The organism is Pseudorhodoferax soli (assembly GCF_003337555.1).
Classification (GTDB): Bacteria; Pseudomonadota; Gammaproteobacteria; order Burkholderiales; family Burkholderiaceae_C; genus Pseudorhodoferax; species Pseudorhodoferax soli.
Map to the genome: position 1 here is coordinate 197,164 of NZ_QPJK01000008.1, position 17,955 is coordinate 215,118.

Annotated in this window: 17 protein-coding genes; 10 read left to right on the forward strand and 7 right to left on the reverse strand. The window is 70.1% G+C overall.

Going from position 1 to position 17,955, the window contains the following annotated elements:
• Positions 1–34: 34 nt before the first annotated feature.
• The gene (locus DES41_RS26270; RefSeq protein WP_114470573.1) at positions 35–730 is read left to right on the forward strand and encodes an SDR family NAD(P)-dependent oxidoreductase; all 696 of its coding nucleotides are present in this window, start codon (positions 35–37) and stop codon (positions 728–730) included.
• 126 nt (positions 731–856) lie between these two features.
• On the forward strand, positions 857–1,945 hold the full coding sequence (gene hppD, locus DES41_RS26275; protein WP_114470574.1) for a 4-hydroxyphenylpyruvate dioxygenase: 1,089 nt from the start codon (positions 857–859) through the stop codon (positions 1,943–1,945).
• On the opposite strand, the gene DES41_RS26280 is transcribed toward hppD, so the two are convergent.
• Positions 1,946–3,286, reverse strand: coding sequence for an NAD(P)H-dependent oxidoreductase (locus DES41_RS26280; protein ID WP_114470576.1), 1,341 nt, complete (start codon positions 3,284–3,286; stop codon positions 1,946–1,948). It abuts the gene before it with no gap.
• 188 nt (positions 3,287–3,474) lie between these two features.
• Here DES41_RS26280 and DES41_RS26285 point away from each other — a divergent pair, with 188 nt between their 5' ends.
• Positions 3,475–4,404, forward strand: a complete 930-nt coding sequence (locus DES41_RS26285) for a DMT family transporter (RefSeq protein WP_114470783.1) — start codon at positions 3,475–3,477, stop codon at positions 4,402–4,404.
• A gap of 12 nt (positions 4,405–4,416) precedes the next feature.
• Here the strand turns inward: DES41_RS26285 and DES41_RS26290 are convergent, their stop codons facing one another.
• A complete protein-coding gene (locus DES41_RS26290; protein WP_114470577.1) occupies positions 4,417–5,055 on the reverse strand; it encodes a DUF6806 family protein in 639 nt (212 codons plus the stop codon).
• 354 nt (positions 5,056–5,409) lie between these two features.
• Between DES41_RS26290 and DES41_RS26295 the strand changes: the two genes are divergently transcribed.
• Together DES41_RS26295 and DES41_RS26300 are read left to right on the forward strand one after the other, a co-directional pair.
• The gene (locus DES41_RS26295; protein ID WP_147282962.1) at positions 5,410–5,655 is read left to right on the forward strand and encodes a hypothetical protein; all 246 of its coding nucleotides are present in this window, start codon (positions 5,410–5,412) and stop codon (positions 5,653–5,655) included.
• A gap of 133 nt (positions 5,656–5,788) precedes the next feature.
• A complete protein-coding gene (locus DES41_RS26300; RefSeq protein ID WP_114470579.1) occupies positions 5,789–8,170 on the forward strand; it encodes a glycerophosphodiester phosphodiesterase family protein in 2,382 nt (793 codons plus the stop codon).
• 189 nt (positions 8,171–8,359) lie between these two features.
• Here DES41_RS26300 and DES41_RS26305 read toward each other — a convergent pair whose 3' ends face one another.
• Both DES41_RS26305 and DES41_RS26310 read right to left on the reverse strand, forming a co-directional pair.
• Positions 8,360–8,650 carry a hypothetical protein gene (locus DES41_RS26305; protein ID WP_114470581.1) on the reverse strand — a complete coding sequence of 97 codons (291 nt, stop codon included), beginning with the start codon at positions 8,648–8,650 and terminating at the stop codon, positions 8,360–8,362.
• A gap of 33 nt (positions 8,651–8,683) precedes the next feature.
• A complete protein-coding gene (locus tag DES41_RS26310) occupies positions 8,684–9,583 on the reverse strand; it encodes an MBL fold metallo-hydrolase (RefSeq protein ID WP_114470582.1) in 900 nt (299 codons plus the stop codon).
• Positions 9,584–9,677: 94 nt separating this feature from the next.
• On the opposite strand from DES41_RS26310, the gene DES41_RS26315 reads away from it, so the two are divergent.
• Positions 9,678–10,643, forward strand: a complete 966-nt coding sequence (locus DES41_RS26315) for a LysR family transcriptional regulator (protein ID WP_114470583.1) — start codon at positions 9,678–9,680, stop codon at positions 10,641–10,643.
• 9 nt (positions 10,644–10,652) lie between these two features.
• Here DES41_RS26315 and DES41_RS26320 read toward each other — a convergent pair whose 3' ends face one another.
• From DES41_RS26320 to DES41_RS26330, 3 genes are read right to left on the reverse strand one after another with little or no spacing between them, the layout of a single operon-like run.
• The gene (locus DES41_RS26320) at positions 10,653–12,083 is read right to left on the reverse strand and encodes an MFS transporter (RefSeq protein ID WP_114470584.1); all 1,431 of its coding nucleotides are present in this window, start codon (positions 12,081–12,083) and stop codon (positions 10,653–10,655) included.
• Entirely contained in the window at positions 12,080–12,940 is an 861-nt protein-coding gene (locus DES41_RS26325) for an NAD(P)-dependent oxidoreductase (RefSeq protein ID WP_114470585.1), read from the reverse strand. The genes DES41_RS26320 and DES41_RS26325 overlap by 4 nt, the downstream gene beginning before the upstream one ends.
• 3 nt (positions 12,941–12,943) lie before the next feature.
• Positions 12,944–13,798, reverse strand: coding sequence for an oxidoreductase (locus tag DES41_RS26330; protein WP_114470586.1), 855 nt, complete (start codon positions 13,796–13,798; stop codon positions 12,944–12,946).
• A 157-nt stretch (positions 13,799–13,955) separates the two neighbouring features.
• Here DES41_RS26330 and DES41_RS26335 point away from each other — a divergent pair, with 157 nt between their 5' ends.
• From DES41_RS26335 to DES41_RS26350, 4 genes are all read left to right on the forward strand, one after another.
• Positions 13,956–14,816, forward strand: a complete 861-nt coding sequence (locus tag DES41_RS26335; RefSeq protein WP_114470588.1) for a LysR family transcriptional regulator — start codon at positions 13,956–13,958, stop codon at positions 14,814–14,816.
• A gap of 122 nt (positions 14,817–14,938) precedes the next feature.
• Complete coding sequence (locus DES41_RS26340; RefSeq protein ID WP_114470589.1) at positions 14,939–15,685, forward strand: glucose 1-dehydrogenase; 747 nt, start codon at positions 14,939–14,941, stop codon at positions 15,683–15,685.
• Positions 15,686–15,825: 140 nt separating this feature from the next.
• On the forward strand, positions 15,826–16,494 hold the full coding sequence (locus tag DES41_RS26345) for a response regulator (protein ID WP_114470590.1): 669 nt from the start codon (positions 15,826–15,828) through the stop codon (positions 16,492–16,494).
• A complete protein-coding gene (locus DES41_RS26350; RefSeq protein WP_114470591.1) occupies positions 16,491–17,834 on the forward strand; it encodes a sensor histidine kinase in 1,344 nt (447 codons plus the stop codon). Before DES41_RS26345 ends, DES41_RS26350 begins: the two co-directional genes overlap by 4 nt.
• The last annotated feature ends 121 nt before the right edge of the window (positions 17,835–17,955 follow it).

Consider the following 17,955-nt stretch of genomic DNA (forward strand, 5'->3'; position numbering starts at 1 on the left):
GGCCCGCGCCGCGACCACCCACAGGAGCATTGCCATGACCGACACCGCACGCACCATCCTCATCACCGGCGCCGCCGGCCACCTGGGCCGCGCCGTGGCCGCCCGCGCACGCGCGCAGGGCGCACGGCTGCTGCTGCTGGACCGCGATGCCAGCGCGCTGCAGCGCGCCTATGGCGACGCCGACGGCCAGGTCGCCGCCGACCTGCTGGACCGCGCGGGGCTGGCCGCCGCGCTGGCGCCGCACATCGAGCGGGCGGGCCGGGTGGACGCGCTGCTCCACATCGCCGGCGGCTTTCGCATGGGCGAGGCCGTGCACGAGACCACGGGCGCCACCTGGGACTTCCTGATGGACCTGAACGCGCGCAGCCTCATCCATGTGGCGGCCGTGCTGGTGCCGCACCTGCTGGCGCACGGTGGTGGCCGCATCGTCACCGTGGGCGCGGGCGCCGCGCTCAAGGGCGGGGCGCAGATGGGCGCCTATGCCGCGTCCAAGAGCGCGCTGATCCGGCTCACGGAATCGATGTCGGCCGAACTCAAGGGGCGGGGCGTGAACGTCAACTGCGTGCTGCCCTCCATCATCGACACGCCGGACAACCGCGCCGCGATGCCCGACGCCGATGCCGGGCAATGGGTCCACCCGGACGCGCTGGCCGACGTCATGCTGTTCCTGGCCTCGGACGCCGCGCGCGCCGTGCATGGCGCGGCGATCCCCGTCAGCGGGCTGGTCTGAACGCAGCAGCCGCGCGAATCCTGCAGGCGGCGGCGTGAACTCTCCAAAGAACGCAGGAATCGTGCGTGGGAATTGCCTAGCATTGAGGTTTCGGGAGCTAAGCCCCCACTTCATCGGAGAAAAGACATGGCCGACCTGTTTGACAACCCCATGGGCCTGTGCGGCTTCGAGTTCGTGGAATTCGCCTCGCCCACCCCCGGCCTGCTGGAGCCCTTGTTCGAGAAGATGGGCTTCACGCTGGTGGCCAAGCACCGCTCCAAGAACGTGCTGCTCTACAGGCAGAACGAGATCAACTTCATCGTCAACAACGAACCGCGCAGCGAGGCCGGCTACTTCGCGGCCGAGCACGGCCCCTCGGCCTGCGGCCTGGCCTTTCGCGTCAAGGATTCGCACAAGGCCTACAACCGCGCGCTCGAGCTCGGTGCCCAGCCCATCGAGATCGGCACCGGCCCCATGGAGCTGCGCCTGCCGGCCATCAAGGGCATCGGCGGCGCGCCGCTGTACCTGATCGACCGCTTCGAGGACGGCAAGAGCATCTACGACATCGACTTCGAGTTCCTGCCGGGCGTAGACCGCCGGCCCAAGGGACACGGCTTCCAGGTGGTGGACCACCTCACGCACAACGTGTACCGCGGCCGCATGACGCACTGGGCGGACTTCTACAACAAGCTGTTCAACTTCCAGGAAATTCGCTACTTCGACATCAAGGGCGAGTACACGGGCCTAACGTCAAAAGCGATGACGGCGCCCGACGGCCTGATCCGCATCCCGCTCAACGAGGAATCGAAGAAGGGCGGCGGCCAGATCGAGGAGTTCCTGATGCAGTTCAACGGCGAAGGCATCCAGCACATCGCGCTGCTGACGGACAACCTGCTGGAAGCCATCGACAGCCTGCAGCTGGCCGGCATCCCGGTGCTGAGCGCACCCAACGACATCTACTACCAGAACCTGGAGACGCGCCTGCCCGGCCATGGCGAGCCGGTGCCCGAGCTGCAGGCGCGCGGCATCCTGCTGGACGGCACGACCGAGGGCGGCCGCCCGCGGCTGCTGCTGCAGATCTTCTCCGAGCCGCTGCTGGGCCCGGTGTTCTTCGAGTTCATCCAGCGCAAGGGCGACTACCGCGAAGGCTTCGGCGAGGGCAACTTCAAGGCGCTGTTCGAGTCGCTGGAGCGCGACCAGATCACGCGCGGCGTGCTGGAGACTTCCGAGGGCTGATCAGCGCGCGAACAGCGTCTCGAGTTCGCGCCGCAGCTGGAAGGCCGGCGTGGTCTGGTCCAGCACCACGTCGTCCCAACACAGGCTCTGGCCCTGCTGGACGGGGCGCACGAGCTTGACGTCGTGGGCCAGCCCCAGCGGCAGGCCGCCGAAGCCCAGCGAGCGCTGCACCGGCAGCAGCTTGCCCCAGACGGTGTAGCCGCCTTCGCCGTCCAGCGTCTCGCCCACCGCCAGGTCGCGCTTGGCGGTGGCCACCACGTCGGCATGCCAGCCCACGGCCGCGCCCGTGGGCTCCTTGCGCAGCGCCACGCTGGCGACCGACATGCCCACCTCCAGCCCGATCAGGTGCCAGCGCTTGTACAGCGTGAAGTAGCGCCCGCTGTCGTCGGTCTGGGCGTTGTATTCCTCGAAGCAGTTGCGGATGTACTCGGTCTCGCCCTCGACCGTGACCCACACGCCCATGCGGATGTCGTAGCCGATGGGCGTGCCGTCGGTGCGCAGCGACGACACCACCTCGACCATGCCCTTGTGCTCCAGCACGCCGCCCTCGCTGCGCGGCCGCGTGATGTTGGGGATTTCGTCGATGGAAGCCGGCGGGTAGAGCAGGCCGTCGGAGGGCACGGCCAGCCCGGTGGCATTGGCCACGGCCGCGCTCTCGATGGAGGGCTTGGAGCCGTCCAGGAAGCTGTTGAACATCTTGGGATTGAGGCCGCCGCGCTGCGCCTGTTCCGGCGTGAGGCCATAGTGGCCCCAGACGGTCTCGGGCGTGGACGCGCTGAAGTGCGGCAGCCACTTGTGGCCGCGCCCGGCTGCCACCACCGGAAAGCCGCAGCTGCGCGCCCAGTCCACCAGATCGCAGATCAGCGCCGGCTGGTCGCCGAAGGCCAGCGAATAGACCACGCCCGCCTGCTGCGCGCGGCGCGCCAGCAGCGGGCCGCAGAAGGCATCGGCCTCCACCGTCACGTTCACCACGTGCTTGCCGTGGGCGAAGGCGTCCAGGCAATGCGCCACGGCCGCCACCGGATGGCCGGTGCATTCCACCACCACGTCGATCTGCGGGTGCCGCGTGATGGCCTGCCAGTCCTCGGTGACCCAGGTCGTGCCTTCGCGCAGGGCGTCGTCGGCCGAGCGGGCGGCGCTCTGGTGGGCCTGCCAGCCCACGCGGGCCAGGTTGGCGCGCGCGGCCGCCGGCGAGAGGTCGGCGATGGCAACCAAGTGCACGCCGGGCGTGCGCGGCACCTGTGCCAGGTACATGGAGCCGAACTTGCCGGCGCCGATCAGGCCGATGCGGATGGGGCGGTCATCAAAGGCGCGCTGTTGCAGCTGGCGGTGCAGGCTCATGGGTTGTCTCCGGTGTGCCGGTCGGCGCCGGCTGTTGCAGGTCGACGGTGCGCCGACGCATGCGTCTAGCTTAGCGTGGAGGCGCGCGCCGGCTGCGTGACCGCCGCGCCCTGGTGCAGGCAGTACAGTGGCGGCCCGAAGACCAGGAGACAAGCGGCCACGCCACAGTGCGCAGGCCGGTGCATTGCATGTCCAGCATCCATCCGCATTCCGCCGCCATTCCGCTGACCGTGCCCCAGCAGGCCCGCCGTGCGGTGCCCTGGATGGCCGGCTGGCTGCTGCTGATGCTGGTGGTCGCGGTGGCCGGCCGCCAGGCCACGCGCGAACTCGACGTGTTCCAGATCATGCTGATGCGCTCGGTGATGGGGCTGGTGCTGTTGGTCCCGCTGGTGCGCATGGCCGGTGGCATCGGCGTGCTGCGCAGCCGCCAGCTGCCGCGCCACGTGGGCCGCAACATCGTCCACTACGCTGCGCAGTACGGCTGGTTCCTCGCGCTGACGCTGATCCCGCTGGGCCAGGTGGTGGCCATCGAATTCACGATGCCGATCTGGACCGTGGTGCTGGCCGCGCTGTTCCTGGGCGAGCGGTTGAACCGCTGGAAGGTGGCGGCCGTGGTGTTCGGCGCCATCGGCGTGGCGATGATCGCGCTGCCCGGCGGCGGCTCCGCGGTGGGCGCCGGCCAGGCCATTGCGCTTGCGGCGGCGCTGGGTTTCGCGGTGTCCATCATCCTGGTGAAGTCGCTGTCGCGGACCGAGCACGCGGTGACCATCATGTTCTGGATGCTGTTGGTGCAGTCGGTGCTGGGACTGTGGCCCGCGCTGGCCGTGTGGCGCTGGCCGACGCCGGCCACCTGGGGCTGGGTCACGCTGATCGCCATCGCCGGAACCTATGCGCACTACTGCATGGCCAGCGCCATGCGCCATGCCGACGCGACGGTGGTGGTGCCGATGGACTTCCTGCGCGTGCCGCTGTCTGCGCTGGTCGGCTGGCTGCTCTATGCCGAGCGCATCGACCTGCTCATGGCGCTGGGCACGCTGCTGATCCTGGCGGGCAACCTGCTGAACCTGTGGCGCGCGCCAGCGCCCGCAGCGACCAGGGGCGCCGGGCCGCGCGCCTGATCGGTACGGGCTTCAGTGCAGGTGGCGCGGGCGACGGCCACCGCCGCCGCCGTGGCTGCCGCCGCCGGAGCCCGGGCCGCGCGATGGCTTGCCCAGGTCCAGCGAGTTCGTCAGCGCGTCGAAGCGCTGCGTGAACAGCTTGTCGATCTCGGCCACCACGCCGGACAGCTCGCTCGCGTCGAAGTGCCGCTCCATGGTGTGGATCACGTCCTGCACCAGGAGGTCGCGCTGCACCTGCATGATGGCGGCGGGGTTGGGGCCGACGAACAGCATGACGAAATCGTCGCGCGACTCCTCGTCGTCGGGCGCTTCCTCGTCGTCTTCATCGAACTCGGCGTCGTAGAAGCTGACCTCGATGGCCGCGCCCTGTCCGGACAGTTCGTTCAGGCTCATGCACATCTCGTCCAGCGCCTGCTTGAAGTCCTCGTCGCCGGGCACCGTCCAGCACATGTCCAGCAGGTGCTCGGCAGGCTCGAAACGGATGCCGGGCTCCTCTTCGTAGGCGCTGGCCGCGGCGGCCGCCAGGGAGCGCGCACCGGCGTATTTCCACAGGGGTTTGAGCGCCTCCTGGATCTGCTCGTAGTTCACGTCCGCGCGCAACGGCACCTGGCCGTGGACGTGGATCTCGAAGGGGGCGTTGTAACGTGACATAGGGGGATGGTAGCGGGTGCGTGGGGCCATGCCAACGCGGTGCCCGGCGGGGCCGCAAGCGCGGTCGGGCAGCGCGGATGCGCTAGGGCGCGCACCGCATTCGCCGGGCCGCCAGGCCGTGTCACGCCTCGCATGGGGATACCGGCGGAAGTTGGCAAGGCGCGTATTTTGCAACATGCGGGAACGGGCCGATCTGGCAGGGCATGCAGGCACATATACTGGAATTAAATACAGCTTGCCCCTTGCGCGATGGATCCCGTCCAGCTCTGCTTGGATCTTCAACCTCCGGCCCCTCCACCTCCGCCTGCGCCACCACCGCCGCCGTATGCCGCGGTGCTGCGCGAGGACGCGGGCATGACGGCGCAGCAACGCGCCGCGGCCGAAACGCGCTTCCGGGCGGCCCTGGAAGACCGCCTGGGGCCGCCCGAGCAGGTGGCCACCCTGTTGCGCCAGCTCATGCAGGCAGAGCGCGATGGCGAGGCAGTGGCGCCGGAGCTGGTCCGTCGCTGGGAGCGTGCCAACGCCGCGGCGCGCTACACCGGCCTGCAGAGCCTGGCCGACGTGACTGCGGCCTGGTTCGAGGTGTCCGTTTCCTCCTGAACGCCCATCCGCGCGCACGCGATACGCCCCACCGGTGGCGGGCGCACATTCCCGCACAGGCCGTGCCGAAAGACATCTTGGCGTCATGCGCGCTTTCTAGAGTCCGCCCCTTTTTGGAAGGGAATCTCCGAGCATGGCGATGGACAAGATGAAGTGGGTCGGCGTTCTGGCCCTGGCAACCGCGCTGGCAGCGTGCGGCGGTGGCGACGACAACCAGGCGGCACCCGCGCCCGAACCGGGCCCCACCGAACCAGCGCCGGAGCCTGAGGTCCAGCCCCAGGTCCTGCTCGAGCAGAGCTTCGCCGGGCTGAGCGCGCTGCCCGCCGGCTGGACTGTGCCCAGCAACAACCGCGGCACGGTCTCGGTGGCGGACGGTGCCCTGGTCATCGACGGTCGTGCCCACAGTTCGCTGATGACGGCGGTGATGCTGCCCGCGCAGTTCGAACAGATGTCGAACTACCGCATCGACGTGGCCTTCACCTTCGCGCAGGCCAACAACACCAGCCGCTGGGGCAGCGTGATGTACCGGGCCGGCCTGGCCGGTGCCACCGTCCCGCACGAGCCCTACTACCAGTTCGCGATCCGCCAGGCCGCGACCGCCGCCAACGGCACCGAGTTCGCCCTGCGCCGCAACAACGGCTGGAACGTCCAGGGCACCAAGGCGTTCAGCGAGAACATCGACCCAAGCAAGACCTACACCGCCACCGTGGTCGTCCATGGCAAGCGCGTGCGCCAGTACCTGGACAACGTGCTCCTGCACGACATGACGCTGGACGAGGCCATGGCCCAGGGCGGCATCGGCCTGCAAACCACGGGCATGGTGATGCGCGTGAGCAGCGTGAAGGTGACCGAACAACGCAAGGCACTCCCGGAGATCGGCAAGCTCGTCGCAGTGCAGGAGACGGGCACGCGGGCTGCCATGGCGCCCACACTGGTGCAGGCCATGGCGGCCAACACCGACCTCGCGGCCAGCGGTGCCAGCAATGCGCTCTACACCCTCGATGCCGGCCTGAACCTGCAGGCCCAGAACGGCGAGGGCCTGGGCACGCTGGCCCAGTACCTGGCCGGCGCTGGCCGTGCAACCATCCCGGTGCTGCGCGTTGCCGACGCGGCGACCGTGAATGCGCTGGCCGCCGCGCAGGACCAGCTGGACCTGGGCGACGTGACGCTGCTGTCCACCGATGTCGACCTGCTGGCCAGCGCGCGGCGTGCGCTGCCGGCGGTGCGGACCGCGGTGGACTTCTCGCACATGGCCACGCTGGGCAACACCACCCAGGACATCCTGCAGGTGGTCGGCGCGACCAACCGGGCCAAGGCCAAGATCGCCGTGCTGCCTCCGGCCATGACCAACCGGGCCACGGTCGCGCACCTGCAGCGCCTCCTGATCACGGCCTGGGCGCACACGGGCGCGGCCACGTCTGCTGAGGCGGCGGCCGTGCTGACCACCGGTGTCAACGGCGTGCTGGCCGCCGACACCCGCGCGTTCGCCCAGGTGATGCGCGCGCTGCCGGCCGGCACGCTGCTGCGCAAGCCGCTGGTCACCGGCCACCGCGGCATGCCGTCCACCGAGGACGAGAACACGCTGGAGGGTGCGCGTGCCGCGGCGGCGGCCGGCGCCGACGCCATCGAGAACGACATCTACCGGACCACCGACGGCCACCTGGTCGTCATGCACGATGCGACGGTGGACCGCACGACCAACGGCACCGGCAACATCGAGAACATGACGCTGGCGCAGGTGCAGGCGCTGCAGACCAAGACACGGGGCCGCCAGGTGCCCACGCTGCGCGCGTTCCTGCAGGAGTTCAAGGGCCGCCCCGTCACGCACTTCGTGGAACTCAAGAGCGCCAATGCCGACATCGTGCCCTTGCTGCAGCAGGAGCTCGACGCGATGGGCGCGCGCGACCAGGTGGTGGCGATCTCCTTCGACGGCAACCAGCTCACGCGCATGGGCGCGACCCTGCCCGAGGTGACGGTGGGCTACCTGAACAGCGCGGCCGGCGGCAGCGACCCGCTGGTGGACCTGCGCAACATCCTGGGCTCCACACAGCAGTACTCGGCAACCTTCAACCCCGCCTATGCCAACCTCAGCGCGGCGGCGATGGAGGCGGGCAAGCACCGCGGCATCACTTTCTGGCCGTGGACGATCAACGACCAGACCGCCTTCCACCGCTTCTATAGCCTCGGCACGCACGGGCTGACCACCGACTACGCCTGGTGGGCGCAGAACTTTCCGGTGGAGATCTCCAGCGCCGGCAGCGCCGACGCCGTGGCAGGGCAGCCCTTCGGCATGGCCGTCACGCTGACCACGCAGGCCGGCGTGCCGAGTGCCGCCACGAGCAACGCCGCCGCCGTCATGGGTGGCACCGCGCCACACACCACCGCGGCCGACGGCACCGTCACCTTCACGGGTCCGGGCACCGCCGTGGTGATGCCGGGCTACCGCTACGCGATGGGCGACGGCACGTACAGCTATGTGATCGTGGCGCCGCCCGTGGACGTGACGGTCCGATAGCGCCCGCCCGCTGCCGCCGGCCGCCGACCGCCCAGGCGATGTAGCGGGGCGGTCTGCGATGCGGGCGTTGCTGCCTGGCCCGCATGCCGACCAGCGTCTGCAGGTGGCGCGCCGGCGCTGCTCGGCCTTGTCCAGTTCAAGGTGGCGTCTGCGGGCTTGAGGCCATCGACGCCGACACGGCGGGCATGCTCAGCGTGGGTGACAAGCAGACGTGCCGGGCGGCGTTCCCAGAGTGGGGTCGGCCGAAGCCGGCAACCCCGCCTCGAACAGCGCAAGTTCCTCCTGCAGCGTGCCCCGGCTGCGAAAGTGCCGGCTGGCGTTGCCATACCAGTACTCTGCATCCTCCAGGTCGCCTTCCTGGATGTGCAGGATGCCGTGCAGCCAGGCGGCCAGCGGCGATCCGTCGTCTTGCACGAGGTTGTGCGCCTCGGTCCAGCGGCCCGCGTGCAGCAGGGCCAGGGTCTCACGCAGCATGGGCATGGGCGCGGCTTCCCCTCGGACGCGCGGTGTCGCCTAGCCCCACTTCATCTCTCCCTTGGCCACCTTGGCGCCGATCTGCAGCGCGGTGGCCAGCCCGGCGCTGGGGTAGCGGCGCGTCATCGCCGCGATCAACGCCGCACTGTCGGCCGCCTTGGCAAGCTCTTCCTCGAATGCGAGCAGATAGTCGCGGGTGTAGATGACGGCGGAGACGTCGAGCGCGCCATCGGCGGCCATGTGGCCGGGCACCACCACGGCCGGCTTGCGCGCGGCGATGGCGTCCAGATTCCTGACCCAGGCCGCGCGCGCCGCTGGCGTGGCGGTGTCGGCCGTCCAGACATGCAGGCCCGAGAACACCAGCACGCCGCCGAACACCGCGTTCAGCGAGGGCACCCACAGGTAGCGGCGGTTGTCCAGGCCCTGCGCGGCGACGATGTCGATGGTGCGCCCTTCCAGGCTCAGCGCGGCGCCGTCGAAGGCCTGCGGCATGACGATGTCGGCCAGCTTCTGCGGACCGTTCTCCTTGAGCTGCGGCGCCCAGGTGGCGATCTTCTTCTCCACGCTCGCCCGGATGGCGGCGATGGTGGCGGACGCTGCGATCACCTTGGCGGCGGGGAAGGCCGCCTGGATCGGGGCCAGGCTGAAGTAGTAGTCCGGATCGCTCTGGCTGATGTAGATGGTGGTCAGCGTCTTGCCCGAGGCCTTGATCGCCTTGGCCACAGCGCGGCCATCGGGCAGCGAGAAACCGCCATCGAGAAGGATGGCTTCCTTCTCGCCGGAGAGCAGAACGGGCGCGCGGAAGAAGCCGCGCTCGCCAGCCGGGAAGTGCTTCCACTGCAAGGCGGTGGCGGCCAGCGCGCTGGTGCTGGTTGCGGCGAGGGCCGTGGCAGCGCCGGCTGCGGTGGCGGCTTGAACAAAGTCTCTGCGGGTCAACATGGTGGTCCTGGTCTGAGGTGAGGGCTGTCGGTCGGTGGTGCCACTGTAGGCAAGGGGCATTGACAGATAAAGACCGATCAAATAGATACAGCGTATGCCAACAGCAGACAATCAAACCGAGCCCGCCCTGGGCCACTTCGCCAACCTCAAGCGGCTGGCGTACTTCGCGGCGGTGGTGGAAGCGGGCTCCTTCACCGCCGCTGCGGACCGCCTTGGCATCACCAAGGCCGTCGTCAGCCAGCAGGTGGCGCGGCTGGAGCGGGACTTTCGCACCACGCTGTTGACGCGCACCACCCGCAAGGTGCTGCCCACGGATGCCGGCAAGGCCTTCTACCAGCGCTGCGCGCTGATCCTGCGCGAAGCGGGCGATGCCTTCGATGAACTGGCCGAAACGGCCGAAGAACCGGCGGGGACCTTGCGGCTTACCGCGCCGCTGGATTACGGCATCAGCGCGGTGGTGCCGGCCATCGCCGCGTTCGTGCACAAGTACCCCAAATGCAAGGTCGACGCGGCCCTCAGCGACCAGTCGCTGGACCTGATGTCGGGCCAGGTGGAACTGGCCATCCGCGTGGGCTGGTTGACCGACCTGCACCTGCAGGCGCGGCAGATCGGTACGTTCCGCCAACTGCTGGTAGCGGCGCCCAGCTGGCGCGCGCAGGTGGCCCGGTTGGCCGATCCCGACGAGATCGCTGCGCTGCCCTTCGTGGCCAACACCGTCCTGCGCGACCACGCACGCTGGAGCTTTGCGCGGGGCGAGCGCGAGCGGCGCCAGGTGCGTGTGCATCCGGCCATCTTTCTGGACGCGACGCTGGCCGTGTGCGAAGCCGTGCGCGAGGGCGTCGGGCTGTCGGTGCTGCCCGACTTCGCCATCGCGGACGACCTGGCTGCCGGGCGGCTCATCCAGGTGCTGCCGCAGTGGGTGCTGCCCTCCGGCGGCATCCATGCCGTGTTTCCGACGGCGCGGTTCCGGCCGGCCAAGGTGCGGGCTTTCGTGGAGATGCTGGCCGAGCGCGAAAGCCGGCAGAAGCCGCCACCATGTCCACAAAGCGATCCGGTGTGAGGGCGTCGATCAGCGACCGCCGATCCTGGGCGGCGCTGGCGTTCGGCTCAACACTGCCGCCAGCGCCAGGCCCGCAGCGATGGCCAGCAGCGCGACCGGGAAGGCCGTTTTCACTGGGCCCGGGCCCGTGCCATGGGACGACAGCGCGAAGAACAGGCCGCCGATGGTGGCCGTCGACACGGCCGCGCTGATCTGCAGCGTGGCACTCACCAGGCCCGCCGCCAGGCCGGCCCAGCGTGCATCCACCTGGTCCACATTCAGCCGCACCAACGCGGGCAGCGCGATGCCCTGGCCCACCCCGATGAGGAACAGCGGCGCCGACAGCCACGCGGGTGCATCGGCCCAGGCCAGGCCTGCGGCGGCCAGCATGCCCAGCACTTCCAGGCCCATGCCGAATGCCGCCGTGTCGGCGCCCAGCCGCCGTGCCACGGCCGCACTGCAGAGTGGACCGAGCAGGAAACCGATGCCCAAGGGCAGCACGGCCAGCCCCGCGGCCAACGCGCCGTGGCCCAACCCCGTCTGCTCGTAGACCGCGAACACCAGGAAGAAGGGCGCGATGGTGTAGAAGAAAAACGTGGCCGCCAGGCTGCGCCGCAAGCCCGGCGACACCAGCACGGATGGCGGGACCAGCGGCGTGCCGTGCCCGCGCTCTTGCCGCTGCTCGCAACGCCAGAACACGCGCAGCAGCGGCGGCCCCAGGGCCAGCAGGCCGACGCACCACCATGGCCAGCCGCGCTCGCGCCCTTCGATGAGGGGCACCACCACCGCCAGCAGGCCTGCTGCCAGCAGCAGCGCGCCCACGATGTCCAGGCGCCCTGTCTGTTCAGAGCGGCTGTCGCGCACCCAGGCGGCCGCCGCCGGAACGGCCAGCGCGATGACCGGCAAATTGATCAGAAAGACCGTGCGCCAGCCCAGTCCAAACAGATCGACCGAGACCAGCAGGCCGCCCAGCAATTGGCCGGCCACCGATGCCGCGCCGAAGGTGGCACCGTACATGCCGAGCGCACGCGCCTTTTCCTGGGCCGGGAAGATGGCATGGATGGACGCCAGCGACTGCGGCGCCATGACGGCCGCGCTGATGCCCTGCAGCAGCCGGCCCGCGACCAGAACGCCGGGCGAGGGCGCCCAGCCGCACAGTGCCGATGCGGCGCCGAATGCCAGCATCCCGGCGATGAACATGCGCTTGCGGCCATACAGGTCGCCCAGCCGCCCGCCGAGGATCAGCGTGACGGCATAGGCCGCGGCATACACGGACACGACCAGTTGGGCCAGCGCAGGCGTCGCCTGCAGGTCGGCCTGGATGGCAGGCAGGGCAACATTGACGATGAAGAAATCCAGTGGCGGCAGCAGCGTGCCGGCCAGCAGCACGCACAGGGCCAGCCAGCGGCGGGGATCACTGCCGTCGCGCGCGGGCGCCGACAGGGGCAGGGCCGCCTTCATGACAATTGCCGGCCGTCTTCGAGCGTGAAGCGCGCCATGGCCGACCAGTCCTGCTCGCCCCAACCGGCCTGGACGGCCTGCGCCATGCGCTGGCGCGCCGCCTCCAGCATCGGCAGCGTGCGCTCTGCTGCACCGGCTGCCTCGCTCGCCAGGCGCAGGTCCTTCAGGCCCAGCCGGGCCTTGAAGCCCGGTGCATAGGTCCCCGCCGCGATGGTGGCCGAGTAGGTCCGGTAGGGCCGGCAGTCGAACAGCGTGCCGAGCATGAGTTCGAAGAAGCGCGCGCGCGGCACGCCGCTGGCCTCCGTCAGCACCACGGCCTCGGCCATGGCCTCGATGGCCACGGCGATCATCATGTTGCAGGCGATCTTGGCAGCGTTGGCCGCGGGCGGGTGCGCGCCCAGGGGCCAGACGCGTGCGCCGATGGCCTCCAGCAGGGGCCGCACCCGGTCGATCGCCGCCGGCGCGCCGCCGGTCAGCACGTTCAGTTCACCGCGCGCGGCCACATCCGGCCGCCCGAGCACGGGTGCCGAGACGAAGCCGATGCCGGCCTGGGCGTGGGCGTCGACCAGTTCCTGCGCGAAGGCGAGCGAGATGGTCGACGACACGACATGGACGAGCCCGGGGCGCGCGGCTGCCAGCAGCCCTGCATCCAGCACGACGCTGCGGACCGCCGCGTCGTCCGCCAGCATGGTGAGGACCGCATCCGCATCGAACACGTCGCGCGGATCGGTCAGCAGGGTGACGCCTTCCACAGAGCCGCCGGAGCGGTTCCAGGCGCGCACCTGGTGGCCAGCGGCCGCGAGGTTCTTCGCCATGGCGGTGCCCATCGCGCCTAGGCCGAGGATGCCAATGTCCATGACTCACCTCCCTCCTTGGGGGGCGTGCCCCTCGAAATCAGTCGCGATGGAGATGTCGCGCCACGCCACGATGTCCGCGCGGAAGGCATCCAGCTTGCGTGCGGCGATGCGGTGGGCCGCCGGCCCCAAGGGCAGATGCAGGGGAGGGTCGTCGGCATCGACGGCCTGCAGGATGACGGCGGCGGCCTTGGCCGGATCACCGGCCTGCCGGCCGTCGTTGTGTTCGCGGTAGTGGCGCCGCGCCTGCGCCGTCTCGGCGTAGGCGTCGATCCGGCGGGCCGCCGAGGCAATCGAGCGTCCCAGGAAATCGGTGCGGAAAGGCCCGGGCTCCACGATGACCACCCGCACCCCAAGCGGCGCGAGTTCGGCGGCCAGCGCTTCGGAGAGCCCTTCCACCGCGAACTTGGTCGCGTTGTAGAAGCCGGAGCCGGCCGAGCCCGCGATCCCGGCGCCGGACGAGAGATTGACGATGCGCGCCCCCTTGCGTTGGCGCAGGGCCGGCAACGCGGCGCGGGTGGTCTCGATCAGGCCGAAGACATTGGTCTCGAAGACCGGCCGGTACTCGCCGGGTTCGCCTTCCTCGATGGCGCCGATGAAGCCGACGCCTGCGTTGTTGACGAGAAGGTCCAGGCCTCCGAACGCACGCTCGGCCAGAGCCACCGCGCGGGCAGCGTCGCCGGGGCGGGTGACGTCGAGCGAGACCGCCTGCACGGTGTCCGGGTAGCGGTCGCGCAGGTCTTGCAGCGCGCTGGCGGAGCGCGCGGTGGCCACCAGCCGGTCGCCGCGCGCGGCCACGGATTCGGCGAGTGCTCTGCCCAGGCCTGCCGAACAGCCCGTGATCAACCAAGTCTTTTCCATGCTTTCCTTTCGGTGTCGTGCGGGGCCGGCGCGGTGCGCAGGCTGATCCCAAAGGGTGTCCGGTGCAGCACCGGCATGGAGTGAATCTAGCGATCTGAAACTGTTCGGCAACTGCCAATGCTGTACGCTCGCCGTTCATTTTTGAAAGGGGTACGGCGTGGAGTGGAGCGATGTCCGCATCTTCCTGGCCGTCGTGCGGTCTGGCACCCTGGGCGGCGCGGCGCGTGCGTTGCACCTGAGCCACCCGACCATCGGGCGCCGTCTTCGGGCGCTGGAGCAGGCCGTGGGCCACACGCTGTTCCAGCGCACCGCGGACGGTTTCGTTCCCACCGACGAGGGCGCGGGCATCGTCGCGCTCGCCGAGCAGATGGAGGAGGGCGCGCTCGCGATGGAGCGGCGCCTGGCGGGGCGGGAAGAGAAGCTGCAAGGCAGCCTGCGGATCTCGTCGGCCGACTGGTTCGGCGCCTACGTGCTGCCGCCGATCGTCGCGGACTACGCCAGGTCGTATCCGCATGTCGATGTCGAGGTGCTGACGGGCACGCGCCTGTTCAACCTGGCGCAGCGCGAGGCCGACATCGCATTCCGCATCGTGCCCTTCAACGCGCAGGACGTGGTGCAGCGCCGGCTGGTCCGGCTGCCCTACGGGGTGTACATCGCGGTGGCTTCAGCCGACCCGGTGTTCGGCGATGGCGCAGGCTTTCGGCTCATCACGCACGACACCTCGACCGGCCAGTTCCCCGACATCGCATGGTTGCACGCCAGCTTCCCGAACGCCAGGCCGCTGCTGGCGTCCAACAACCGCAACGTGCAGGCGCGCATGTGCGCCCAGGGCATCGGCATCGCCGTGCTACCGCAGGTGGTGGGCCACCAGGTGGGCGGCCTGCGTCGCCTGCACCTGCCGGCCGAGCCGCCAACCCGGGACATCTGGATGGGCTACCACCGCGACCTGCGACGGCTGAACCGCTTGCGCGCCTTCATCGCCACCGCGAACGACCACATCGCGAACCTGCAGGCCTGAGGCTGGCCGTTCAAAAACGTACAGGCACCGTGCAGCAATGGCAGTAGGCAAAGCATGTCCCCTGCACCATCATTCGCGCCCTCGCTGGGCCGTGCCGGCCCAGCTCCACGGGGAAATCATCGATGAGCAGATTGAAGGACCGGGTCGCGATCGTCACCGGCGCGTCCAAGGGCATCGGGGCGGAGATCGCCCGCAGGCTCGCAGCAGAAGGTGCGAAGGTGGTCGTCAACTACGCCTCGGGCAAGCGCGATGCGGAGACGGTGGTCGCCGCCATCGAAGCCGCCGGCGGCGAGGCCCTGGCGGTGGGCGCGGACGTCACCAACCGCGATCAGGTGGAGTCGCTGGTCAAGGCGGCCATCGATTATTTCGGACGCCTGGACATCGTCGTCAACAACGCGGGCATCTACCAGTTCGCCAAGATCGAGGAGACCACCGAAGCGCTGTACCGCCAGCAGTTCGACATCAACGTGCTCGGCCCGCTGCTGGTCGCGGGCGCGGCTGCGCCGCATCTGGGCAAGGGCGGCAGCATCATCAACATCAGCTCCAACGTCACGCGCGTGCTGCCCGCCGAAAGTGCGGTCTACACCGGCACGAAAGGCGCGATCGATGCCATCACCGGTGTGCTGTCGCGCGAGCTGGGGCCGCGGGGCATCCGCGTCAACGCGGTGAGCCCCGGCCTGGTCGAGACCGAAGGCACGCACGCCGCCGGAGCCGTGGGCTCGGACTTCCAGGCGTGGAACGAGGCGCGGACGCCGCTGGGCCGCATCGGCCAGGTGCAGGACATCGCGCCGATCGTTGCATTCCTCGCGTCGGACGATGCGGGTTGGGTGACCGGCGAGGTGATCCTGGGCTCGGGCGGCATGCGTTGAGATGCGGGGCACGCACATGGCCCCCACTTCCTGCCCGGGCAGTGCCGTGTGCAGCGCGTTGCCCAGCGCCCATGGCACATGATCGCGCTGCCCGGATCGCGCTAATGCTCGCCTAACGGAGGCCCGCTAAGCTGCAGCCCATGCGTGTACTGCTGGTCGAGGACGACGAAATGATCGGGCTGAGCCTGCGCGAGGCCTTGACGCGCCAGGGCTGGTCGGTGGACTGGGTCAAGGACGGTGTGCTGGCCCAAAGCGCCCTGGCCGATGGCGACTATGCCTGCGTGCTGCTGGACCTGGGGCTGCCCCAGCGCGATGGCGTGGAGGTGCTGCGCCGCGCCCGCGCGGCGGGCGAGACCACGCCGGTGCTGGTGCTGACGGCGCGCGATGGGCTCGACGACCGCGTGGACGGCCTGGACCTGGGCGCCGACGACTACCTGGTCAAGCCCTACGAGCTGCGCGAGCTTCTGGCCCGCATGCGCGCCGTGATCCGGCGCCGCGATGGCGCGGCCCAGTCGCTGATCGGCGAGGAGGGCGCGCTGCAACTGGATCTCGGCACGCGCGAAGTGCTGGTGCGCGGCGTGCGTTCGCAGCTGTCCGCCCGTGAGTTCGCGCTGCTGCATGCGCTGATGGAGCGCTCCGGCGCCATCCTGTCGCGCGAGCAACTGGAGAACCGCATCTATGGCTGGGGCGAAGAGGTGAGCAGCAACGCCGTGGACGTGCTCATCCACGGCATGCGCCGCAAGCTCGGCCCGGACACGATCCGCAACGTGCGCGGCCTGGGCTGGCGTGTGGTGGCGCCGCCGCCATGAACTGGCTGTTCGGCGCCGGCCGCATGCGCTCGATCCGCGGCACGCTCATGCTCTGGCTGGTGCCCACCTTCCTTGCGGTGGCGCTGGCCTCCGCGGGGCTGTCGTACCGCATGGTCACGCACATGGCGGCCGGTTTCCTGGACGACCAGATGGTGCAGCTGGGCGACGCGATGGCCCGGCAGGGCCATCCTGGCCAGGCGCCGGAACTGAGCGCCGAAGGCGTGCACGGGCGTGGCCTGTACGTCCTGCAGTTCTTCGCCGCCGATGGCCAGCCACTGATGGCGTCGTGGAACGGGGTGGTGGCGCGGCGCATGCCGCACCCGGGCCTGCAGAACCTCGAGGACGGCGGGCAGCGCTGGCGGGTTTATGCCGCCGCGACGCAGGACGGCCAGATGGTCCAGGTGCTGCAAAGCGGCAGCTTTCGCGCCAACCTGGCCTTCGGCCGCGCTGGCGAAGCCGCGTTGCCGGTGCTGCTGTTGCTGCCGCTGTCGATGCTGGTGCTGTGGGGCGTGGTGCGTGCCATCTCCGGGCGGCTGCGCGGCATCGGCCAGCAGGCGGCGCAGCAGGACGCGCAGAGCATCGCCGAGCTTCCGCTGGAGCGCGTGCCCGAGGAGATCCGCCCGCTGGTGGCGTCCTTCAACCACCTGCTGGCGCGGCTGCGCGACAGCTTTGCCGCGCAGCGCCTGTTCGTGCAGGACGCAGCGCACGAGTTGCGCACGCCGATCGCCGCCGTGGGGCTGCAGCTGGAGAACCTGCGCGAAGACCTGGCCGCCGGGCCGGCGGCGCAGCACTTCCAGCAGCTGGAAGCCGGCGTGGGCCGCGCCAAGCGGCTCGTGGACCAATTGCTCAAGATGTCGCGCCAGGAGGCGGCCGCGGCCGACAGCGGCGCCAGCGTGGACGTGCAGGCGCACGTGCGCGACAGCATCCACACGCTGATCGCGCTGGCGGACCAGCGCCGCATCGACCTGGGCCTGGTCGCGGCCGAGGGCCTGGGGCCGCTGCGGCTGCCATGCAGCGCCGGCGACCTGCGCAGCGCGCTGGACAACCTCATCGAAAACGCGCTGCGCTACACGCCCGAAGGCGGCGTGGTGGACGTGCGCCTCGTCCACACACCGGGCCGCACCACGGTGGAAGTGGTCGACACCGGCCCCGGCATCGCGCCCGAACTGTTGGGGCGTGTGTTCGACCGCTTCTACCGCGTGCCCGGCAGCGCCCCGGGCGGCAGCGGCCTGGGCCTGGCCATCGCGCAGGCCGCCGCACAGCGCTGTGGCTTGAAGCTGAGCCTGCACAACCGGGACGACCGCAGCGGACTCATCGCGCGGCTCGAGTCTGCCGGCTGATGTTCGGCTAACGCCGGGCTAAGAAATCCCTAAGCGTCCGCTAAAGGGCGCTCCCTACAGTGAGAACCACGGTGATGCGAATAGGCATCTCCGCACTGCGGTGCCATCGGAGCCATGGCCT

What these genes read in the sequence shown, in the direction of transcription:
- DES41_RS26270 (WP_114470573.1), top strand. Translation starts at nt 35, where the DNA reads ATGACCGACACCGCACGCACCATCCTCATCACCGGCGCCGCCGGCCAC.
- hppD (WP_114470574.1), top strand. Translation starts at nt 857, where the DNA reads ATGGCCGACCTGTTTGACAACCCCATGGGCCTGTGCGGCTTCGAGTTC.
- DES41_RS26280 (WP_114470576.1), bottom strand. Translation starts at nt 3,286, where the DNA reads ATGAGCCTGCACCGCCAGCTGCAACAGCGCGCCTTTGATGACCGCCCC.
- DES41_RS26285 (WP_114470783.1), top strand. Translation starts at nt 3,475, where the DNA reads ATGTCCAGCATCCATCCGCATTCCGCCGCCATTCCGCTGACCGTGCCC.
- DES41_RS26290 (WP_114470577.1), bottom strand. Translation starts at nt 5,055, where the DNA reads ATGTCACGTTACAACGCCCCCTTCGAGATCCACGTCCACGGCCAGGTG.
- DES41_RS26295 (WP_147282962.1), top strand. Translation starts at nt 5,410, where the DNA reads ATGACGGCGCAGCAACGCGCCGCGGCCGAAACGCGCTTCCGGGCGGCC.
- DES41_RS26300 (WP_114470579.1), top strand. Translation starts at nt 5,789, where the DNA reads ATGGCGATGGACAAGATGAAGTGGGTCGGCGTTCTGGCCCTGGCAACC.
- DES41_RS26305 (WP_114470581.1), bottom strand. Translation starts at nt 8,650, where the DNA reads ATGCCCATGCTGCGTGAGACCCTGGCCCTGCTGCACGCGGGCCGCTGG.
- DES41_RS26310 (WP_114470582.1), bottom strand. Translation starts at nt 9,583, where the DNA reads ATGTTGACCCGCAGAGACTTTGTTCAAGCCGCCACCGCAGCCGGCGCT.
- DES41_RS26315 (WP_114470583.1), top strand. Translation starts at nt 9,678, where the DNA reads ATGCCAACAGCAGACAATCAAACCGAGCCCGCCCTGGGCCACTTCGCC.
- DES41_RS26320 (WP_114470584.1), bottom strand. Translation starts at nt 12,083, where the DNA reads ATGAAGGCGGCCCTGCCCCTGTCGGCGCCCGCGCGCGACGGCAGTGAT.
- DES41_RS26325 (WP_114470585.1), bottom strand. Translation starts at nt 12,940, where the DNA reads ATGGACATTGGCATCCTCGGCCTAGGCGCGATGGGCACCGCCATGGCG.
- DES41_RS26330 (WP_114470586.1), bottom strand. Translation starts at nt 13,798, where the DNA reads ATGGAAAAGACTTGGTTGATCACGGGCTGTTCGGCAGGCCTGGGCAGA.
- DES41_RS26340 (WP_114470589.1), top strand. Translation starts at nt 14,939, where the DNA reads ATGAGCAGATTGAAGGACCGGGTCGCGATCGTCACCGGCGCGTCCAAG.
- DES41_RS26345 (WP_114470590.1), top strand. Translation starts at nt 15,826, where the DNA reads ATGCGTGTACTGCTGGTCGAGGACGACGAAATGATCGGGCTGAGCCTG.
- DES41_RS26350 (WP_114470591.1), top strand. Translation starts at nt 16,491, where the DNA reads ATGAACTGGCTGTTCGGCGCCGGCCGCATGCGCTCGATCCGCGGCACG.